This is a genomic window from Thermocrispum agreste DSM 44070 (assembly GCF_000427905.1).
GTDB classification, from domain to species: domain Bacteria; phylum Actinomycetota; class Actinomycetes; order Mycobacteriales; family Pseudonocardiaceae; genus Thermocrispum; species Thermocrispum agreste.
In genome coordinates this window covers 304,355-326,248 of record NZ_KE386603.1, presented here as the reverse complement: position 1 = coordinate 326,248, position 21,894 = coordinate 304,355, and the positions used below count along the sequence as shown (strand labels likewise).

Sequence of the window (21,894 nt, the reverse complement as noted above, 5' to 3'; positions counted from 1 at the left end):
CCGCGCCCAGCGACACCGCGGCCGATGCCGCGCACAGCAACACCGCGGCCGGTGTCGCGCAGCCGTCCCCTACCGCGGTACGGCCGCGATCCGCGCCCGGTCAGTCGTCGGCCGCGATCAGGCTGGCCGGGCGCATGTCGGTCCAGTTCTTCTCCACGTACGCCAGGCACGCGTCCTTGGTGTCGGGCCCGAAGACCGATCGCCAGCCCGCTGGGATGTCGGCGAACGACGGCCACAGCGAGTGCTGGTTCTCGTCGTTGACCAGCACGTGGAACCGGCCGTCGGGGTCGTCGAACGGGTTCGTGCTCACTGTCGTGTCCCTTCCTCGGTCGCTTGGTCGCCGAACACGATCTCGTCGGCCAGCGCGGACAGCGGCAGCTCCGGCTGCGTGGCCGCACGGCGGAGAATTCCCAGCAGCTGGTCGATCAGCCGCCGTACGGTGGCCGGCCGGAACAGGTCGTCGGCGTAGGCCAGGTGACAGTCCACCGGTCCGTCGCCCTGCGGCTGGTAGAAGCTCAGCGTCAGGTCGGCAGGCAGGGCGCCGGTCGGCACCGCCTCGAGCGTGCCAATGGCGCCTTCCAGCGTCGTCATGTCCGGCTGCTCGTGCTGGACCACCAGCACCTGCAGGGCGGTCAGCCCCACCGCGTCGGCCACGTCGCCGAATGCGATCTCGGCGGCGTCCAGCGCGCTGAGCGTGACCTGCCTGACCCTGCCGACCAGCTCCGCGAAGCTGGGGTCCCCGCTGGTGTCGGTGCGCAGCAGCACGACGTCGGCGAAGCAGCCCACCAGGTCCGCCAGCCGGTCGTCCGTCCGCCCGGCGACCAGCGAACCGATCGGCAGGTCCGTGCCCGCGCCGTGCGCCGACAACAGGGCGGCCAGCGCGGCGTGCAGCACCATGTACATGCTGGCGCCGGTGTCGGCCGCCAGCCGCTCGATGTCCGCCCGCAACTGCTCGTCCAGCTCGAACGCTACGACAGCGGCTTCCCCGTGCGTTCCCGGCCTGCGGATCCGGTCGGCGGGCAGCCGGAGGCGGGCCGGCATGCCGAACAGCTCCTCGAGCCAGTACTCCACCAGTTCGGCGGCCCGGCTGTCCATGTCCTCGGGGTCGCCGAGCCGGTCGAGCCGCCATCGCGCGTAGTCGCTGTAGGTGGTGGACAGGGGCGCCCAGCCCGGCTCGACGCCCGCCGTCCTGGCCCGATAGGCGATGTTCAGATCGCGCAGCAGCGGCACCACCGACCATTCGTCGGCGCCGGTGTAGTGCAGGCACAGCAGCAGCGCCTGCGCATTGTCCGGGCCGGTCAGCAGGGTCGCCCGCAAAGGCGGTTCCCTGGTGAGGTCGACCGGCTCCGCGGCCAGCTCGCGCACCCGGGCGTCGATGTCGGCGCAGAACTCCTCGGCCAGCTCCGGGGGTTCGGCCGCCACCCTGGCGGTCCCGTCCTCGGTGAACCGGGTGCGCAACGGCTCGTGCCGCTGCACCACGTCCGCCAGCGCATCGGCCAGGGCGTCGGTGTCCAGCGGCCACGCCGACCGCAGCACCAGGGCGTGATCGAACCGCTGGTGCCGCTGGTGCGACCGCAGCGGCCACCGCTGCGCCGGGGCCACCGGCAGTGCCTCGCCGGAGCCGTCGGCCGTGCCACCGGTCGTGACGCCTGCCGAGCCGGGGCCGTACCGGTGCAGCTCGGGCTCGGCAGGCGCTGCGCGGTCGGCCAGCCTTTCCGCCAGCCGTTCCACCGTCGGCGCGTCGAACACGTCGCGGATGGTCAGCTCCGCCGACAACTCGCTGCGGATCCGGCCGAGCAGCCGCATGGCCGCCATGGAGTGGCCGCCGAGCAGGAAGAAGTTGTCGGTGATGCCGACCTCGTCCAGCCCGAGGACTTCGGCGAACAGCGCGGCGAGCGCGCGTTGCTCGGGAGTCACGGGCGCGACCGAGCCGGTCATCGCCGACCAGTCCGGGGCGGGCAGGGCGCGCCGGTCGAGCTTGCCGTTGGGGGTCAGCGGCAACGGACCGTCCAGCGGCACGACGAGCGCCGGCACCATGTACTCCGGCAGCTGCGCGGCGACGTGCGCCTGCAGCTGGGCGGGGTCGACCGGCCCGTGCACGTAGGCCACCAGGCGCACCAGGTCGCCGGTGCGGTCGGCCACGACGGCGGCCTGCCGCACCTCGGGGTGGCCGGTCAGCACCGCCTCGATCTCGCCGAGCTCGACCCGGAAGCCGCGCACCTTGATCTGCGTGTCGACCCGGCCGAGGAATTCCAGTGTGCCGTCCCGCCGCCAGCGGGCCAGGTCCCCGGTGCGATACATCCGCGCGCCGGGTGGCCCGAACGGGTCGGCGACGAACCGTTCGGCGGTCAGGCCCGGCCTGCCGAGGTAGCCGCGGGCCAGCCCGCGCCCGCCGACGTACAGCTCTCCCGCCACACCCGGCGGGACCGGCCGCAACGCGGCGTCCAGGACGTAGCAGCGGGTGTTGGGGTCGGGCACGCCGATCGGCACCGGCCCGGTGAACCCCGGTTCGGGATGCCACAGCGTGGAGTTCACCGTGGCCTCGGTCAGGCCGTAGGCGGCGATCAGGGTCGTCCGCGGGTGCCGGGCGAACAGTTCCGGGGGAACGGTCTCGGTGCCGACCAGGCAGGTGGCCCCCGCGGGCAGCTCGCACTCCGGCGGCAGTGCCGACACCAGCGACGGCGGCAGGATCATGTGCGTGATCGCGTGCTCGGCCAGGAACTCGGTCAGCTGCGGCCCTGCGACCCGCGCCTGATCGGTGATCAGCACCAGGCGGCCGCCGTAGCCGAGCGCCATGCACAGCTCGAACACCGCGACGTCGAACCCGATCGACGCGAACTGCAGCACGTGCGAGTCGCGTCGCAAGCCCATCCGGTCGAGCGCGGTGGCGATCAGGCTGCCGATCCCTTCGTGCGAGACGACGACGCCCTTGGGCTTGCCGGTGGAGCCGGACGTGTAGATGACGTAGGCGGCCTGGTGCGGATGCACCGGCAGCTGGATCGGATCGTCGTCGAGGACGGCCAGCTCGGCGGCGATGCGCGGTTCGTCGAGCACCACCCGCTGCACGCCGGGCACCGCGGGCAGTTTGCCTTCCGCTTGCTCGGTGGTCAGCACCACCGCGGCGGACGCGTCGCCGAGCATGTACGCCAAGCGGTCGGCCGGGTGCGCCAGGTCGAGCGGGAGGTAGGCGGCGCCGAGCTTGAGGGTGCCCAGGATCGCCGCGACCTGGTCCAGCGAGCGCGGCACCGCGATGCCGACGATGCTCTCCGCGCCGACGGACCGCGCCTGCAGCAGCCGGGCGATCCGGTTGGCGCGGGCGTCCAGCTCGGCGTAGGTGTACTCGTGCCCGGAGTCCACCACCGCGACCGCGTCCGGTTGCTCGGCGACCAGCCGCGCGAACAGCTCCGGCAAGGGCGCCTCGTCGACGTCCCGTGCGGTGTCGTTGAATGTCTCCAGCACCCGCTCGGCCTCGTCGTCGACCAGCACGTCCACCGCGTCGATCGGCTGGTCGGGGTCGGCGGCCAACGCAGTCAGCACGGCCTGCAGTCTGCGGCCGAGCAGCGCGACGGTGTCGGCGTCGAACAGTTCGGTGGCGAACTCCAGCGTGCAGCTCAGCCCGCTGCCGATCACTTCGGCGAAGCTGAACACCAGGTCGAACTTGGCGGTGCGCGCTTGCACCTCGACCGGCTCGGCGGTCAGCCCGGGCAGGCCGAACGCCTGACCGGTCTCGCGGGCGTGGTAGCCGACCATCACCTGGAACAGCGGGTTCCGTCCCGGGCTGCGCGGCGGGTTGAGGCGTTCCACCACCCATTCGAACGGCACGTCGGCGTGCGAGAAGGCGGCCAGGTCGGTGTCCTTGACCCGGGCGAGCAGTTCGCGGAACGTCGGCCTGCCGGAGGTGTCGGTACGCAGCACCAGGGTGTTGACGAAGAAGCCGACCAGATCCTCCAGCGCGTCGTCCGTTCGCCCAGCGATCGGCGCGCCGAGCGGGAGGTCATGGCCCGCACCCAGCCTGGTCAGCAGCGCCGCCACGGCCGTGTGGGCAAGCATGAACATGCTGGTGCCGGTTTCCCCGGCCAGCCGTTTCAGCCCCTGGTAGACCTGCGCATCGACCTCCACCGTGTGCTCGGCGCCGGCAAACGAAGGCCGGGCCGGGCGTGGCCGGTCGGCAGGCAGGTTCAGTTCATCGGGGGCGCCGTCGAGTGTGCGCTGCCAGAAGTCCAGCTGGCGGGCGGCCAGGCTGTCCGGGTCGGTGGGGTCGCCGAGCAGTTCCCGGTGCCAGAGCGTGTAGTCGCCGTACTGCACCGCCAGCGGCTCCCACTGCGGCTCCCGGCCCGCGCTGCGCGCGGCGTAGGCGGTGGCCAGGTCGGTCAGGAACGGCCGGTCGGACCACTCGTCGGTGGTGATGTGGTGCAGCACCAGGGCCAGCACGTGCTCGGTGCTGGACACGGCGAAGACGGTGGCGCGCAGCGGCACATCCCTGGCCAGGTCGAACGGCCGGTGCAGCTCGTCGGCGATCGCCTCCTGGGAAGCGCCCTCGACCACGCGCAGGTCGGGCCGCGCCTGGTCGGCGGGCAGGACGCGCTGATGAAGCACGCCCTCCCGCTCGACGAAGACGGTGCGCAGCGACTCGTGCCGCCGCACCACGTCGGCCAACGCCTCGCGCAGCGCCGCCACGTCGAGCGGGCCGTGCAGCCTGCTCAGCAGCGGGAAGTTGTAGGCAGCGGAGGACTGCTCCAGGTTCTGGATCAGCCAGAGCCGTTGCTGCGCCGCCGAGGCGGGCAGCTCGGCCGGGCGCTGCCGTGGTGTCAACGGCGGCCGCTCGTCACCGCCCCGGCCGAGCCGCCGCACCAGCTCGGCCACCGTCGGAGCCTCGAACAGGTCGCGGATGGCCAGCTGAGCTCCGAGCACCCTGCGGGCACGGGCGATCAGCCGGGTGGCCAGCAGCGAGTGGCCGCCCAAGTCGAAGAAGCTGTCGTCCAGTCCGACGCTGCCTGCGGGCAGGTCGAGCGTCTGCTCGAACAGCCCGCACAGTGTGCGCTCCTGCTCGGTGCGAGGCTCGCGCCGCTCGGCGGACGTGCGGGCGGCGGGCTCGGGCAGTGCGGCGACGTCGAGCTTGCCGTTGACCGTGAGCGGGATGGCCTCCACCGGGACCAGCGCCGCCGGGACCATGTAGTCCGGCAGCCGCTGCTTCAAGTACTCCCGCAGCGTGCCGAGGTCGGCGCTGTCGTCGGCGAGCACCACGTATCCGATGAGCCGCTTGGCGTGGCCGCTCCCCCGCGGCACGACGACCGCTTGCCCGACCTGCGGGTGCTCCGCGAGCACGCTGGCGATCTCGCCGGGCTCGACCCGGTACCCGCGCACCTTGACCTGGTCGTCGGTCCGGCCGAGGAAGTCGATCCCCCCGTCCGGGCGCACCCGCACCAGGTCGCCGGTGCGATACATGCGCGAACCCGGCTGTCCGAACGGGTCGGCGACGAATCGTTCCGCGGTCAGCCCCGGGCGGTTCAGGTAGCCGCGCGCCAGGCCCACCCCGGCAATGTAGAGCTCGCCCGGGCACCCCGGCGGGACGGGCCGCAGCGCCGCGTCGAGCACGTACGCGCGCGTGTTGAAGATCGGCCTGCCGACCGTGGGGGCCGGGCTGTCGGCGGTGGATGCGCCGAGAGTGTTGATGGTGTACTCGGTCGGCCCGTAGAGGTTGTAGCCGTAGGTGTGCTCGGTCTCCCGCAGCGCCGACCACACCGCGTCCGGCACCGCTTCGCCGCCCAGCAGCACCAGCGGCGGGCGGTGCGCCCGCGGCCCGGCTTCCAGCAGGCCCTCCTCGATCAGCAGCTGGGCGTAGGTGGGCGTCACGTTCACCACGTCGATGCGGTGCTCGTTGCAGTAGGCCACCAGCGCGTGGGCGTCGCGGCGAAGCTGTTCGTCGCAGATGTGCACCTCGTGCCCCTCGACCAGCCACAGCAGTTCTTCCCACGACATGTCGAAGGCGAACGAGACGGTGTGGGCGATCCGCATCCGGCGGCCGCCTGCCGCGGCGATGGCCGGCTCGAAGATCTCCACCTGGTGGTTGAGCTGCATGTTGGTCAGGCCCCGGTACGGCGTGACCACGCCCTTCGGGCGGCCGGTGGATCCCGAGGTGTAGATGACGTACGCCGGGTACTCGAGCCTGTTCGGCACGCCCGGTGCGAACGCGGGATTTTCGTCCCTGGTGAGCGGTGACGCCGGGTAGGAGTCCAGCAGGCCGGGTTCGTCGAGGCAGATCGCGTCTTCGACCAGTCCGACGTCCGACGTCGACAACACGCACAGCGGCTGCGCGTCGGCCAGCATCGCCCGCAGCCGATCGGCAGGGTGGTCGAGGTCCAGCGGCAGGTAGGCCGCGCCGGTCCGCAGCACGGCGAACAACGCCACGACCATGTCGAGCGAGCGGCCGAGGGCCAGGCCGACGATGCGCTCGGGCCCGGCACCCCGCGCCAGCAGCAGCCGAGCCAGCTGGTTGATGCGCGCGTCCAGCTCGCGGTAGGTCAGTCGCTGCTCGCCGAAGACCAGCGCGATCTCGTCCGGTGTGCGCTCGGCCTGGGCGGCGAGCAGGTCTGCGATCGTCGCATCCGGGAGCTTCCGGGTCGTCGAGGTCCAGTGCTCGCGAATCTGCTCGTCCTCGCCTGGCGCCGCCACCGGCAGCTGGGCAACCGGCGCGTCGGTGCTGTCCGCCATGCGTTCCAGGACGGCCAGGTAGCGCTGGACGATCCGCTCTGCTTCGTCCTGGGTGAACACGTCCGGGCGGTAGGACAGCGTGACCAGCGTCCGCTCGTCCGGCGTGATGATCATGGTCAGCGGATAGTGCGTGGCGTCGATGGCCGAGAACCCGTCGATGCCGTAGGCGTCGCGCAGTTCGCGTAGCTCCTGCTCACCGCCGCCGGGCCGGTGCACGAACACGGTGTCGAACAGCACCCGGTGACCGGATTCCGCCTGGATGGTGCCGAGCCCGAGGTATTCGTGCGGCATGACGGCCGTGCGCTCCCGCTGGTACCGCCGGAGCACGGCGGCCACGGTCTCCCCGGGGTGCAAGCGCACGCGGGCGGGCACCGTGTTGACGTACATGCCGATGGTGGACTCGACGTTCGGGATCGCCGCCGGGCGCCCGGCCGTGGCCATCCCGAACACCACGTCGGGGGAGCCGGTCATGGTCGACAGCACATGTCCCCAGGCGGTGGCGTAGAGGGCGTTGGCGGTGACCCCGACGGCTCGCGCCGCGGCGTGCACGCGTGCGGTCAGCTCCGCATCCAGCCGGACGTCGATGTTCTCCGGCAGGCACGACGTGCCGGTCTTGTCGCCCGCCACCAGGGTCGGCTCGGCCAACCCGGCCAGGGCGTCCCGCCATGCCGCCAGCGCGGCGTCGACGTCCTGGCGGCCCAGCCACTCCAGGTAGTCCCGGTAGCTGCCGGGGGTGTCGGTGAGCACCGAGGAGTCGCCGTCCGCCTGGTAGAGGGCGAACAGCTGGCGCATGAACAGCAGCGTGGACGGTCCGTCCCAGGCGATCATGTGCCCGGACAGCACCAGCTTGTCGCGCTCCGGCCCCAGCCTGAGCACGGTCAGCCGGCACAGCGGCGGCTGGTCCAGAGCGAACCGACGGGTCCGGTCTTCGGCCAGGAATTCCTCGACACGCCGCCGCTGCTCGGCCTCGTCCAGATCGCCGAGGTCCAGCAGGGTCAGCGGGATGGCCGGATCCTCGGCGACGAATTGCACCGGCCGGGAGATGCCGTGGCTGGTGAATCCGGCGCGGAGAGCCGGGTTGCGCTGCATCACCGCCGCGAAGGCGGTGCGCAGGCGGTCGATGTCGACCCGCCAGGCGAGGTCGAAGACCGACTGCGAGGTGTAGACGTCCAGCTCGGTGGTGTCGTAGCTGGCCAGGAAGAACAGGCCTTCCTGCAACGGGGCGAGCGGCAGGACGTCCGACACCGGCCGGTCGGCCGTGATGCGGTCGATCTCGGCCTGGTCCAGCTGGACCAACGGAAAGTCCGACGGCGTGAACCCGCGCCCCGGCTCCGGCGGCTGGTGGGTGGCCAGGTCCGTCAGGGCCTCCTGCCAGGCGCGGGCGAACTCCGCGATGTCGTCGTCGGTCAGCAGCCCACCGGGCCAGGACAGCAGCGCCTCCAGCCGGCCGTCGCGCACCGCGGCGTTGATCTCCAGTGCGTGGCCCAACGGAGTGCGCGGATCATTGCCGTGGCCGAGCGGTGCGCCGTCGGAGACCGGGGAGAAGTCGCCGCCCGTCTCGCCGTCCAGCGAGAAGCGGCCCATGAAGTTGAACAGGACCTGCGCGCCGCCGGTGCCGCCTGCCCGGTCACGGGTGGCCGCGCGGACGGCCTCCTTGACCCGCTTCACCGCGCTCGGCAGATCGTCCGCCCCCGGCTCGATCCGGACGGTGTGCAGGCTGGTGAACCACCCGACGGTGCGGGTGAGGTCGACGGTGGTCCCTGCCAGGCGCGCCAGGTCCTCCGCGCGGCCGTGCCCTTCGAGATCGATCAGCACCGGTTCGTCGGCCCAGCGCCACCGCTGCAGGGCGATCGCCAGCGCGGTGAGCAGCACGTCGTCGGCGGTTCCGTGGTACGCGGCCGGCACGTCGCCGAGCAACGGTTCGGTGAGCTCCGCAGGCAGCACCAGGCTGGTCGTGCGGACAGTGGCCGCGACGTCCCTCGCCGGATCCAGCCTGCCCAGCGGTCCTGCCACCGGAAGCTCGGCGGCGTGCCGCTCCCCCGGCAGGTCGGCCAGCACCTCGGCCCATCGCCGGAACGACGTGGGAACCGGGGGAAGATCGACCGGTCGGCCGGCACGCAGCTGGCGCCAACCAGCGGCAAGGTCGTCGCAGAGGATGCGCCACGAAACGGCGTCGACCGCCAGGTGGTGGGCGACGAGCATCAGCCGCCCCGGCCGCCACACGGCGCGCAGCATGACGCCTTCTTCCGGCCGGAGCCGACGGGCCACCACCACCGGGTCCCACTCCGCGTCGTCACCACGCTCGAGGACATCCCCGGCGCGGACTGTGCCGGGTCCGGGCACCTGCAACGTCCACTCGTCACCGCGGACGAGCCGTGCGCGGAGCAGATCGTGCCGGTCGAGCAGCGCCTGCACCAGCGTCTCGGCATCGGTCCACTCCAGCTCCCGGGGAATCCGCAGGGTGACGGATTGGAAGAAGCCGTCGATCGGGGCGTCGCCTGCCACGCGGGCCAGCCATCGGATGATCGGTGTGGCCGGCACTTCCCCGGTCCCGTCGTCACAGCGGACGGTTTCCGGGGCTTCGCTCCGGGCGATGGCGGCCAGTGCGGCCGCCGTGCGGTGCTGGAACACGTCGCGCGGGGTGAAGATGAGGTCGCGCTCGCGCGCACGCCGGGCCACGGTGATCGACTGGATGCTGTCTCCGCCGAGCGCGAAGAAGTCCTCGTCGGGGCCGACCTTGGCCAGCCCGAGCACGTCGGCGTAGATCTCGCAGATGGCCTGCACGCGCGGGTCGGCGGCTTCGGCGACGGCTTCCCTGGACAGCTCCGGCGCGGGCAGCGCCTTCCGGTCGACCTTGCCCGCCGGGGTGAGCGGGAGCTCGTCCAGCACCAGCACGTGGTGCGGGACCACGGCCGCGGGAAGGGACCGCGCCACGTGGGCGCGCAGCTCGGCGGGCTGCAGGTCGGCACCGACGACGTAAGCCACGAGTTGCACCACGCCCCGGTCGTCCGGCCGGGCCACGACCACCGCGTCCGACACCCCTTCGGCGGTGCGCAGCACGGCTTCGATCTCGCCGAGCTCGACCCGGTTGCCGCGGACTTTGACCTGGTGGTCGACGCGGCCCAGGTAGGTCAGCACGACGGTGCCGTCCTGCCGGTCCCAGCGCACCAGGTCTCCCGTGCGGTACATCCGGGAGCCGGGCGGACCGTACGGGTCGGCCACGAACCGTTCCGCCGTCAGCCCGGGCTGCCGGTGGTAGCCGCGCGCCAGCTGCACTCCGGCGACGTAGAGCTCACCGGGCTGGCCGGCCGGGACGGGGCGCAGCGCGGCGTCGAGCACCCGGAAGGCGGTGTTGTGCACAGGGGTCCCAATGGGGATGCCGTCGCGGTCGGTGCCGTCGTCGAGCTGCGGGACCCGCCAGGCCGACACCTGGACGGTGGCCTCGGTCGGGCCGTAGGTGTTGTGCAGCTCGACCCCGGTCAGTGCCTGCCAGCGGGCGGCCAGCTGGGCGGTGAGCTCTTCCCCACCCGACAACGCCACGCGCAGCGAATCCCACCAGGGTTCGTCGGCGGGGTGCTCGACGAGCGCCCGGTACAGCGACGGGACCAGGTCCATGACGGTGACCCCGGCCCGGCGGATCAGCGCGGTGAGGTAGTCCAGGTCGGTTTGGCCGCCGGGTCGTGCCACCACCACGGTCGCCCCGGCGATCAGCGTGGCCAGCACTTCCTCGATCGACGGGTCGAAGCTGGCCGAGCACTGGTGCAGCACGGCGTCGTCCGGCCCCAGGTCGAAGTGCTCCACCACCCAGGACAGCTGGCTGACCAGCGCGGCGTGGTCGATCACCACGCCCTTCGGGCGGCCGGTCGACCCCGAGGTGTACATCACGTAGGCCGCGTCGTGGCCACGCGGTGCAGTGGGCGCAACGGGGTCGACCGCCACCGTGCGCACGTCCTCGGGTGTCAACGTGACCTCGGCTCCCGAGTCGGCGAGCATGAACTGGCGGCGTTCCGCCGGGTAGTCCGGGTCCACCGGCAGGTACACGCCCCCGGCCATCAGCACGCCCAGCATCGCCACCACGGACTCGGCCGAGCGCGGAACGGACACCGCGACCACGCTCTCCGGACCGACCCCGCGGGAACGCAGTGATCCGGCTACTCGGGCGGCCCGATCCGCCAGTTCCGCATAGGTCAGCACGGCATCGTCGGCCTGCACCGCGGTCGCGTGCGGCCGGCGCTCGGCCTGCGCCAGGAACAGCTGCACGACGGTGGCATCGCCGTGGTCGCGCGGCTGCCCGCGCATGCCCGTGGCCAGCGCTCGCCTGCCGGGCTCGTCGACCAGGTCGAGCCTGCCCACCGGGCGATCGGGCGCCACCGCGAACTGGTGCAGCACCTGCTCCAGCGCGGTGGCGACGGCTTGTGCCCGCTGTCGGCCGATGCGGTGCGGGTCGTGGTTGATCTCCAGGCGCAGGGTCCGACCCGGAAGCACGGTCACGGTGAACGGGTAGTGGCCCGACTCGACGAACCGCACGTCGGTGATGCGGACCGTGCCCGCCGGGTCGCGGACCTGGTCCGGCATCGGATAGTTCTCCACCACCACGAGCGTGTCGAACAAGTCGCCGTCGGCGCCGGCCAGGCGCTGCAGCTCCCCGAGTCCCAGGTGCTGGTGCCCCAGCAGCTCGACGTGGGCGGACTGCACCTGCCCGGCCAGCCGGGCCAGGCCCACGTGGTGATCCGCCTGCACCCGCACCGGGACGGTGTTGACGAACAGCCCGACCATCGACTCGATGCCGGGCACGTCGGCGGCGCGGCCGGACACCGTGGTGCCGAACACCACGTCGGCACGGCCGGTGAGCCTGCTCAGCACCACGCCCCAAGCGGCTTGCGCGACCGAGCTGAGGGTGAGCCCGCGCTCGCGAGCACGAGCCGTCAGCTGCTGCGTGACGTCCGCGGGCAGGTCGATCACCAGGCGCCCGGTCGCGCCTTCGGTGGAGGCTTCGCCGCCCGGCGGCACCAGGAACGTCGGCCCGGCAAGCCCGTCGAGCGCTTTCCGCCAGGCTTGGCGCGCGGTCTCGTCGTCACGGTCATGCAGCCAGGCGTGGTAATCGCGGTACGACGGGGCCGGTGGCAGCGTGCGCGCCGCGCCATCGGGGGCATACGCGGCGAGCAGGTCGGACAGCATCAGCGGCACGGACCAGCCGTCGGCCACGATGTGATGCACCGTCAGGATCAAGTGCCCGCCGCCGTGGCCCGGCACGTAAGCCGCACGCAGCAACGGCGCCTGGCCCACGTCGAACCCGCGCCCGCGTTCGACTTCCGCGACGTCGTCGACAGGGCCGTCGCTCACTGTCCACGGCACGGTGACCGACTCGGCGATCACCTGCACCGGGCGGCCGCTGTCGAGTTGGCGGAACGCGGCGCGAAGCGGTGCATGCCGGTCCACCATCGCCTGCACGGCACGCCGCAGCGCGTCCGCGTCGACTTCGCCGCGCAGCTGCACGATCTGCTGCACCACGTAGGTGTCGTGGGCGTCGGCGTGCGCGTGGAAGTACAGGCCCTCCTGCAGGGGCGTCAGCGGCAGCAGATCCTGCACCGGCCCGTCGGCGGTGAGCTGGTCGACCTCGTGCTGCTCGAGATCGACCAGCGGGAAGTCGGACGGGGTGGGGCCCCCGACGGCACCGCTGTCGAGGGCAGCCAGCTCGGTCAGTACTTCCTGCCACAGCCGCGCGAACTCCCCGGCTTCGTCCTCACCGAGCAGCCGTCCCGGCCAGGACACCCGTGCTTCCAGCCGGCCGTCGCGCACCAGCGCGTTGATCTCCAGCAGGTGGGTCAGCGGCATGCGCGGGTCGCGGCCGTAACCGAGCGGCTGGCCGGACACCGGGCCGAACTCCCGGGCATCGGCGTCGAATCGCCCCAGGTAGTTGACCAGCACCTGCCCGCGGCCGGGGATGTCCAGCACTCCGTCGTGCGGGACCGCGCGGCGTGCCTCCTTGGCTCGCTTGACCGCGCCGACCACGTCGCCACCCGGATCCAGGCACACCGTGTGCATGCTGGTGAACCAGCCGACGGTCCGGGTCAGGTCGACCCGCTTCCCCCAGAACTGGTGCGCCACGTCCTCACGCCGCCCATGCCCTTCGCGGTCGATGTGCACCGGGCCTGCCACACCCCGCCACCGGTTCACCGCAGTGGCCACCGCGGCCAGCAGGACGTCGTCCACCGTCCCGCCGACGGCAGCAGGCAGGCGGGTCACCACCGCATCGGTGACCTCACGCGGCAGGCGCACCGTCGTCGATCGTTCGGTCTCCGCCACATCCCGTCGAGCGTCCAGCGTCCTGCCGTCCAGCAGCGGCGGCGCGCTCGCGTCCGGCTCCGCCGTCGCCGACGAGCTGAGCAGCCTCGCCCAGGTCCGGAACGACGTCGGCACCGGTGGCAGGTCGATCGGCTCGCCCGCGCTCAGCTGCTGCCAGCCCCGGGCGAGGTCGTCGCACATGATCCGCCACGACACCCCGTCGACGACCAGGTGGTTGATCACCAGCAACAGTTCGCCGGGCCGCCACCGCCCGCGCAGCATGACGCCGTCCTCGGGGCGGAGCCGGGCAGCGAGCGCCGCCGGGTCCCATTCCCCGGTTTCGTCGTGTTCGAGGACGTCCGCCGCCGAGATCGCACCCGGCTCCGGCACCTGCAACGTCCAGGTCTTTCCGCGCACCAGGCGGGCACGCAGCATGTCGTGCCGGTCGAGCAGGGCCTGCACCAGTCTTACGGTGTCGTCGAAGCCCAGCTGAGGCGGAAGCCGCAGCGACATCGACTGGAAGAACGCGTCCACAGTGGCGTCGCCCACGGTGCGCGCCAGCCAGCGAACGATCGCCGTCGCCGGGACCTGTCCCCATCCGTGGTCGTCCGCACCGCGCTCCGGCAGCTGCCCGGTCACCTCGGCGACCGCGGCCAGCGCGGCCACCGTCCGATGCTGGAACACGTCGCGCGGGGTGAACCGCACGCCGCGTTCGCGGGCCCGGTTGACCAGGGTGATCGCCACGATGCTGTCGCCGCCCAGCTCGAAGAAGCTGTCCTGCACCCCGACCGACGGCAGCCCGAGCACGTCGGCGAACAACTCGGCCAGCAGCGACTCCAGCGGGGTGCCGGGGGCGTCCGACCCGGTCACCGCGGTCCAGTCCGGGTCGGGCAGCGCCTTGGTGTCGAGTTTGCCGTTCGGGGTCAGCGGCAGCGGCCCGTCGAGCACCACGAACGCCGACGGCACCAGGTAGTCCGGCAGCTTCTCGGACAGCCTCTCCCGCACGTCGGCGACGTCGATCCGCTGCCCGGACAGGTGCGCCACCAGGCGCTTGACCCCGCGATGGTCGGTGCGCACGCCGACCGCCGCCTGCGCCACCCCCGGGCAGGCCAGCAAGGCACTCTCCACCTCGCCCGGCTCGATCCGGTGACCGCGGATCTTCACCTGCGCGTCGGTGCGGCCCAGGAACTCCAGCGTGCCGTCGGCGGCCCAGCGGACCCGGTCACCGGTCCGATACATCCGCGAACCCGGCGGACCGTACGGGTCGGCGACGAACCGTTCCGCGGTCATCCCCGGCCGGTTCAAGTAGCCGCGTGCCAGCCCGCGGCCGCCGACGTACAGCTCGCCTTCCACACCGGGCGGCACCGGCTGCAGCGCCGCGTCGAGCACGTAGCAGCGGGTGTTGGGGTCCGGGATCCCGATCGGCGGCGTTCCGGGGCGGCTGGGATCGGCGAGCCACAGGGTCGAGTTCACGCTCGCCTCGGTCAGCCCGTAGGCGACCACCACCCGCAACCGGTCCGCCCACCGCGCCACCAGCTCGGCGGGCACCGCTTCGGTGCCCACCACCAGCACCGCGCCCGCGGGCAGCTGGGCGTCCTCGGGCAGGGCGGCGACCAGCGACGGCGGCAGGATCATGTGGGTCGCCCGGTGCTGGTGCAGGTAGTCGGTGAGCGCCCGCCCGGCCACCCGCCGCTCGGCGGGCACGATGATCGCCGTGCCGCCGACGCAGAGGGACATGATCAGGTCCCACACGGCCACGTCGAATCCGATGGACGCGAACTGCACCACGCGCGATTCGGCGGTGACGCCGAGCCGTTCGGTGGCCGTGACGATCAGGCTGCCGACACCGTCGTGCGTGACCACGACACCCTTCGGGCGCCCGGTGGATCCGGACGTGTAGATGACGTACGCCGGATCCTGCAGCCGTACCGGCACGTTGGGGTTCTTGCCGTCGAAGGCCGCCAAGGCATCGGCGACCTGTTCGTCGTCGATGACCAGGCATGCCACCCCGCTGACGTCCGGCACGTACTCCACCAGATCCCGGTTCGTCAGCACGGTCCGCGCACCGGCGTCCTCCAGCACGTAGGCCAGCCGCTCGGCGGGATGGTCGGTGTCCAGCGGCAGGTACGCCGCACCCGCCTTCAGCACCGCGAGCAGCGCGACCACCAAGTCCGTCGAGCGCGGCAACGCCACGCCGACGACGTCCTCGCTGCCGATGCCGCGGGCGATCAGCAAACCGGCGAGCCGGTTGGCGGCGGTGTTCAGCTCCCGGTAGGTCAGCCGCTGGTCCTCGCACACCAGCGCTTCGGCGTCGGGGGTGCGGGCGGCTTGCGCTTCGAACGCGGCAGGCCAGGTGACATCCTCGGCCGGATGGTCGGCGACCCCCAGCGTGTCGATCAGGTGCCTGCGTTCGGCGTCGGTGACCAGCTTCAGCCGGGCGAGCTGCTGGTCCGGCGCGGCGGTCAACGCGTCGAGTGTGGCCAGCAGCCGGGTGCGGTGCTCGGCCATGTCGGCTTCGCCGGTGACCGCGGCGTCGGCGTCCAGGTCGATGCGCAACCCGGCTTCGTGCCGGTCGGTGACCGTGATCGTCACGTCGTTGAGCGGACCGAGCCACAGCGGGTCCCAGGCCAGCCGCAGATCACCGAAGACGGGTTCGACGAACGGCAGCACGTTGACCGTCGGCCCCACCAGGTCGGCCACCCCGTCCGCGCTGCCCAGTTCCTTGCCGAGCTCTTCACCTCGATAACGCACGTGCGGTCGCACCGCGCGCACGGCGGCGTCCGTGGCTTCGATCAGCTCCGCACCGGTCATCTCGGGCCGAACGGTCAGTCGCAGTGGCACCACGTTCGACGCCATGCCCGGGACGGCCCGCTGCACCTCGGTCAGCCGCGCGGTGACCGGCAGGCCGATCGTGACGTCGACGGCGCCGGTACGGCGATGCAGGTACGCGGCGACCGCGGCGATCATCACCCGCGAGGGGCGGACACCTGCCCGCTCGGCGGCCGACCGCACGGAAGCCGATCGCCGTTCGTCGAGCACGACGGAGGCGCGGATGCCGTCCCGCACCGCCCGCTCACCACGCGGCACCAGCCGCGCGGGTTCGCCGGCACCCGACAAGTACTGATGCCAGAAGCGCTGATCGGCGACGAAGTCCTCGGACGACCGATAACGGGCGTCGTCCTCGTACAGCCGGACCGCCTCCCACGCCGGGGCTGGACCCGCCGCCTCCGGATCGGTGTAGAGGGCGCCGGCACGCATGGTGAGCAGGCCCACGCCGTAGGCGTCGATGAGAATGTGGTGGTAGCGCTGATACCAGACCACCCAGTCGTCGGCCAGGCGCAGCAGGACGTGCCGGAACAACGGCGGCCGAGCCAGGTCCACCGGCTGTGTGCGGTCCTGCCGCATCAGCTCGTCGGCCACCGCCGCCGGATCGTCCGCATCCCGCACGTCGACCAGATCGACCTGGACCGGCAGCCGAGCGGGCACCAGCCTCGGCTCGCCGACCGTCCCGGTGACGCGGTAGTGCAGGCAGTCGGTCTCCGTGACGGCCTGCTCGGCCACCTGGCGCAGCCTGCCGACGTCCACCCGGCCGCGCAGGTCGAGCCGGAAGGCGATGTTGTACATCGGGTTGTCCGGCTCGAGCTGCTGAGCCAGCCAGATCCCGGTCTGCGCCCCGGTGAGAGGCACGCCGCCCTGACCCGGCCGAACATCGCACATCGGTGGTCTCCTGCCTTCTCGACACGTCCGGTGCGCCCGCGCGCTGCGGGCAGCATGCACCGTGGGGTCGTCCCCTCGGGTGACGGGTACGGGTCAGCGGACGCCCGCGACGCTGAGTTCACCCGGCCGCGAGGCCACTCGCCGCACCAACGACTCCACGATTTCACCAGCCCGCACCGCGCAGTTGGAGAGCAACGACGAAGTGATGCCGTGCGTGTGCTCGGTGCTTCCGCCCTGGAGATACACCGCCGGCCGCACGCGGTCGTCGGTCACCACGCGGTAATCGCGGGTGACGCGCAGCCTGCCGCAGTCGTCGCGGTGACAGCAACGGGCCAGCTCACCGAGCAGTGGCAGGGAGTCGTCGCAACGGTAGCCGGTGGCGAACACCGCCGCATCGGCGTCGAGCACCGTCCGCTCGCCGGTGGTCATCGACTCCACGGTGACCAGCGCGCCCCGCCCGGTGTCCACCACGTCGACCGTGCGGCTGACGTTGAACCATCGCAGCCGCTGGGTGCCGAGGACCTTCTCCCGGTAGGTCCGCCGGTACAGCTCCTCGATCAGGTCCAGGTCGACCACCGAGTAGTTGGTGTTGGCGTGGTAGTCCATCAGCTTGCGCTTCATCGGCTCCGGCGCGTGGTAGAACTCGTCCACCGTGGCCGGGTCGAAGATCCGGTTGGCCAGCGGGCTGTCGTCGGCGGGGCTCAGCCCGAACCGGGAGAACACCGCGCACACCTCGGCGCCCGGGAACTTGTCGTGCAGGAAGGCGACGACCTCCGCGGCGCTCTGCCCGGCGCCGACCACGACGAACCGCTTGGCTCCGGCGGGGTCGACCGCGTCGATGCGGTGCAGCAGGCTGCTGCTGTGCCAGATGCGTTCCGCTTCCGGAACCCCCGGCGGCATGCTCGGGATCAGCCCGGTGGCCAGCACCAGGTTGCGCGCCCGGTACACCTCGCCCGCGCTGGTGATCACGTCCAGGGAGACGACCTCGCCGTCGTGTTCCACCGGGCGCACGCCGGTGACCTCGCAGCCGTAGCTGACCTGGTCCCGGAACGCTTCGGCGCACCAGCGGAAGTAGTCGTCGAATTCGGCGCGCAGCGGGAACAGGGTCTTGTGGTTGATGAAGTCGACCAGCCGGTCCCTGGCGTGCAGGTACGACAGGAAACTGAACCGGCTGGCCGGATTGCGCAGCGTCACCAGGTCCTTCAGAAACGACACCTGCATGGTGGCGTCGTCGATCAGCATCCCGCTGTGCCAGGCGAACGATTCCTGCCGCTCCAGGAAACGGGCGGTCACCACCGGGTCGCCCGGCCCGCGTTGCTCCTCGTACTCGGCCAGCGCAATGGCCAGCGCGAGGTTGGACGGGCCGAAGCCCACCCCGACGACGTCGTACACAGGCGTTGGGTCTTCCACAGCAGGTGACATATCCCGTCCGCTCCGTAGCCGGTCGTGGAACGGAGGTTAGACTAACCTAAGTTAGGCTTGCCTTCATTACTGCCACAGGGGTGACGTTGATCTCGCCGTCTCGCCACCGGCGGTCGCGCGCCGACCAGCACGAAGGAGGAAGCCGATGCGAATAGTCATGTTCGGGTACCAGACCTGGGGTCACCGCACGCTGCGGGCCCTGCTGGACTCCGAGCACGAGGTGGCGCTGGCGGTCACCCACCCGCCGTCCGAGCACGCCTACGAGCGGATCTGGTCGGACTCGGTGGCGGATCTGGCGGCCGAGCACGGCGTGGAGGTGGTGATCCGCAACCGCCCGGACGACGACGAGCTGTTCGGCAAGCTCAAGGAGATCGACCCGGACCTGATCGTGGCCAACAACTGGCGCACCTGGATCCCGCCGCACGTCTTCGAGCTGCCCCGGTTCGGCACGCTGAACGTGCACGACTCCCTCCTGCCCGCCTACGCCGGCTTCTCCCCCATCGTGTGGGCGTTGATCAACGGGGAGAAGCAGGTCGGCGTGACCGCGCACATGATGAACGAGGAACTGGACGCCGGCGACATCGTGGTGCAGAAGGCGATCGACGTCGGCCCCAGGGACACCGCGACCGACCTGTTCCACCGCACCGTCGAGCTGATCGAGCCGGTGGTCCGCGAAGCGCTCGAGCTGATCGCGTCCGGCAAACGCGACTTCACGCCGCAGGATCCGGCCAAGGCGAGCTTCTTCCACAAGCGGTCGATCGAGGACAGCAGGATCGACTGGAACTGGCCGGCGGAGGACATCGAGCGGCTGGTGCGCGCGCAGTCCGACCCGTACCCGAACGCGTTCACCTACCACAACGGCAAGCGGCTGCGCATCGTGCGGGCGTCTGTATCGCAGCGCCGGTACGGCGGGACACCCGGCCGCATCTTCATCCGGGAAGGCGACGGCGTGGTGATCGTCGCGGGAGCCGACGCTCGCTACGGCCGTAACCGCGGACTGCGCATCGAACGGGTGCGTACCGAGGACGGCACCGAACTGGCCGCCACTGAGTACTTCCGCAGCATGGGTGGGTATTTGACGGCGCACCCGTGAAACTGGCCGAAAATCGTTGCTGCGCCCGGCCCGCCGCTGTGGTGACATGGGACACACCGACGGCGAGCTGTGAGGAGGCGTTCGACGTGCGTGCCCCCTTGACCATCGCGGACTTCCTCGACCGCGGCGAGTTCGGTTTCGGCCACCGGACCGCCGTAGTGGACGAAGCGCAGCAACCGGCCGACCCTGTGCCCGAGACCACCTACGCCGAGTTCGCCCGGCGGGTGCGGGCCTGGCAGGCCGGCTTCGACCAGCTGGGCATCGGCGAAGGCGAACGGGTGGCGGTGGTCAGCCACAACTCCGCGCGCCTGCTCGAGCTGCTGTTCGCGGTGCCGGGCAGCGGCCGGATCTGCGTACCGGTCAACTTCCGGCTCAAGCGCGACGAAGTCGACTTCATCCTGCAGCACTCCGGTGCCTCGGTGCTGCTGCTCGATCCCGATCTGGCCGAGACGCTGGACGGCATCGGTCCGAAGCATCGGTTCGTGCTCGGCGCGCAGACCGAGCAGGAGCTGATGCGGTTCGACACCGAGCCGCGCCCGTGGTCGGAGCCGGACGAGGACGCCACGGCGACGATCAACTACACCTCGGGGACGACGGCCAGCCCCAAGGGCGTCGAGCTGACCCACCGGAACATCTGGATCAACGCGGTGACCTTCGCCATGCACGTGCGCGCGTGGGAGCGCGACGTGTACATGCACACACTGCCGATGTTCCACTGCAACGGCTGGGGCATGCCGTTCGCGCTGGCCGGCCTCGGGGTCAAGCAGGTCGTGCTGCGCAAGGTCGACGGGACGGAGATCTTGCGCCGCGTCCAGGAGCACGAGGTGACGTTGATGTGCGGCGCCCCGGCGGTGTGGAACATGGTGCTGGACGCCGCTCGGGACTGGGAGGGCGAGATCCCCGGCCGCGACCGGGTGCGCATCGTATGCGCGGGCGCGCCTCCGCCGTCGCGGACCATTCAACGGCTGCAGGAGGAGCTGGGCTGGGAGTTCCTGCAGATCTACGGCCTGACCGAGACGGCACCGCTGTTGACGTTCAACCGCACCCGCCCGGACGACGACGACCTGTCCGCGGAGGAGAAGGCGCACAAGCTGTCCCGGGCCGGCCTGCCCGCGCTGGGCGTCCGGCTGAAGGTGTCCGACTCCGGCGAGGTGCTGGCCCGCGCCAACGTGGTGCTCAAGTCGTACTGGAACAACCCGCAGGCCACCGAGGAGGCACTGGCCGACGGCTGGTTCCACACCGGCGACGGCGGATCGTTCGACAAGGAGAACCACCTGGTCATCTCCGACCGGAAGAAGGACGTGATCATCACCGGCGGGGAGAACGTGTCGTCGATCGAGGTGGAGGACGTGCTGTTCAGCCACCCGGCGGTGGCCGAGGTGGCGGTGATCGGCGTGCCCGACGACAAGTGGGGCGAGACGATCAAGGCGCTGGTGGTCAAGGAGAAGGACGCCGAGGTCACCGAGGCCGAGCTGATCGCGCACTGCAAGCAGCGGCTGGCTGGGTACAAGGCGCCGACGTCGGTGGAGTTCCGGGAAAGCATCCCGCGCACCGCAACCGGCAAGGTGCAGAAGTTCAAGCTGCGCGAGCCGTACTGGCGCGGCCACCACCGCCGGGTGAACTGAACCCCGCGCGCCCCGACCGACGGGACCAGCCCACCGCCGACGCCAGGCACGGCCAGGACGCACGNCCCACCGGGAACAGGGAACCCGGCAGGCCGCCGAAGTGCAGAAGCTCAAGCTGCGCGAGCCCTATCGGCACGGCCACCACGCCGGGTGAACTGAACCCCGCGCGCCCCGACCGACGGGACCAGCCCACCGCCGACGCCAGGCACGGCCAGGACGCACGGCCCACCGGGNGCAGGGAGCCCGGCGGGCCGTGCTGGTCATGCACCCGCCGGGAGTGCCGAATCGGGCACCTCGGCGGGCTTCGCCTTGACGAGGTTGTCCCGGAACGTGGCGTCGGCGATGCCGAGCGTGGCAGCGCCGAAGTCGGCGGCGACCAGCTTGTCGCGGATGCCGTCGGGGAAGCCGTTCCAGCCGACCAGGGCCGGGTAGTGCCAGCGGCCGGAGTGGTTCTCCGGCTCCTCGTCGTGCCTGGCCAGCCGGAAGCAATGGGTGCTGAGCCCGTCCTTGTGGTAGACGATCTTGGCGTGGGTGCCCTCCCACGCCACCGCCGATGCCGGGTGCACGGCGTACTTGCCGTGCTCCGAGGTGGCCACGTAACGGGCCTGGTCGTCGAAAACCCAGATCACGACGTGCTCGATGTCGTGCCGGTGCCCGCAGCAGTCCCAGCCGGGAACGGCCTGGTCCTTCTCGAAGTACAGGTCGTACAGGTAAGCGCACCATCCACTGGAGTCGCAGTGGGCGCGGGCGTAGGCGTTGCTGTTGTCCAGGTCCCAGCTGTCCCGGCACTGGCCGTTGAGCGCGCCGGAGTTGTTCAGGCCGGGGTTGAGGGTGCCGTCCGGGCCGATCGCCGGCGTCGGGTAGCAGCCGTCCTTGTCGTAGTCGAATGCCGGCTGCCACTTGCCTTCGTCCGGGGTGTGGTTGGCGGGCAGCGCGGGAGGTGGGTCGGCGAGCGCGGCGGGCGCGGGCGCGACGAGCAGCGCGGCGGTCGCCGCCACCAGTACCGCCAATCCCCGCGTGATCATCGCGCGTTCCGACTCC

The 21,894-nt window shown here is 71.6% G+C and carries 6 protein-coding genes; 2 read left to right on the top strand and 4 right to left on the bottom strand.

All coding sequences use genetic code 11. From position 1 onward, the window contains the following. Positions 1-100: 100 nt before the first annotated feature. The 3 genes from YWY_RS0111615 to YWY_RS0111605 all read right to left on the bottom strand — a co-directional run bounded on the left by YWY_RS0111615 (position 101) and on the right by YWY_RS0111605 (position 18,135). Positions 101-310: an MbtH family protein gene (locus tag YWY_RS0111615; RefSeq protein WP_028847742.1), complete on the bottom strand. Its 210-nt coding sequence runs from the start codon at positions 308-310 to the stop codon at positions 101-103. Next, positions 307-16,683: a non-ribosomal peptide synthetase gene (locus YWY_RS21605; protein ID WP_245566645.1), complete on the bottom strand. Its 16,377-nt coding sequence runs from the start codon at positions 16,681-16,683 to the stop codon at positions 307-309. Before YWY_RS21605 ends, YWY_RS0111615 begins: the two co-directional genes overlap by 4 nt. Before the next feature lie 123 nt (positions 16,684-16,806). Further along, positions 16,807-18,135, bottom strand: coding sequence for a lysine N(6)-hydroxylase/L-ornithine N(5)-oxygenase family protein (locus YWY_RS0111605; protein WP_028847741.1), 1,329 nt, complete (start codon positions 18,133-18,135; stop codon positions 16,807-16,809). A gap of 145 nt (positions 18,136-18,280) precedes the next feature. On the opposite strand from YWY_RS0111605, the gene YWY_RS0111600 reads away from it, so the two are divergent. After that, the gene (locus YWY_RS0111600) at positions 18,281-19,228 is read left to right on the top strand and encodes a methionyl-tRNA formyltransferase (protein WP_028847740.1); all 948 of its coding nucleotides are present in this window, start codon (positions 18,281-18,283) and stop codon (positions 19,226-19,228) included. 86 nt (positions 19,229-19,314) lie between these two features. Further along, positions 19,315-20,853, top strand: a complete 1,539-nt coding sequence (locus tag YWY_RS0111595) for an AMP-binding protein (RefSeq protein ID WP_028847739.1) — start codon at positions 19,315-19,317, stop codon at positions 20,851-20,853. Between the two features lie 260 nt (positions 20,854-21,113). Here the strand turns inward: YWY_RS0111595 and YWY_RS0111590 are convergent, their stop codons facing one another. Next, positions 21,114-21,878, bottom strand: coding sequence for an NPP1 family protein (locus YWY_RS0111590; RefSeq protein WP_028847738.1), 765 nt, complete (start codon positions 21,876-21,878; stop codon positions 21,114-21,116). Positions 21,879-21,894: the final 16 nt, after the last annotated feature.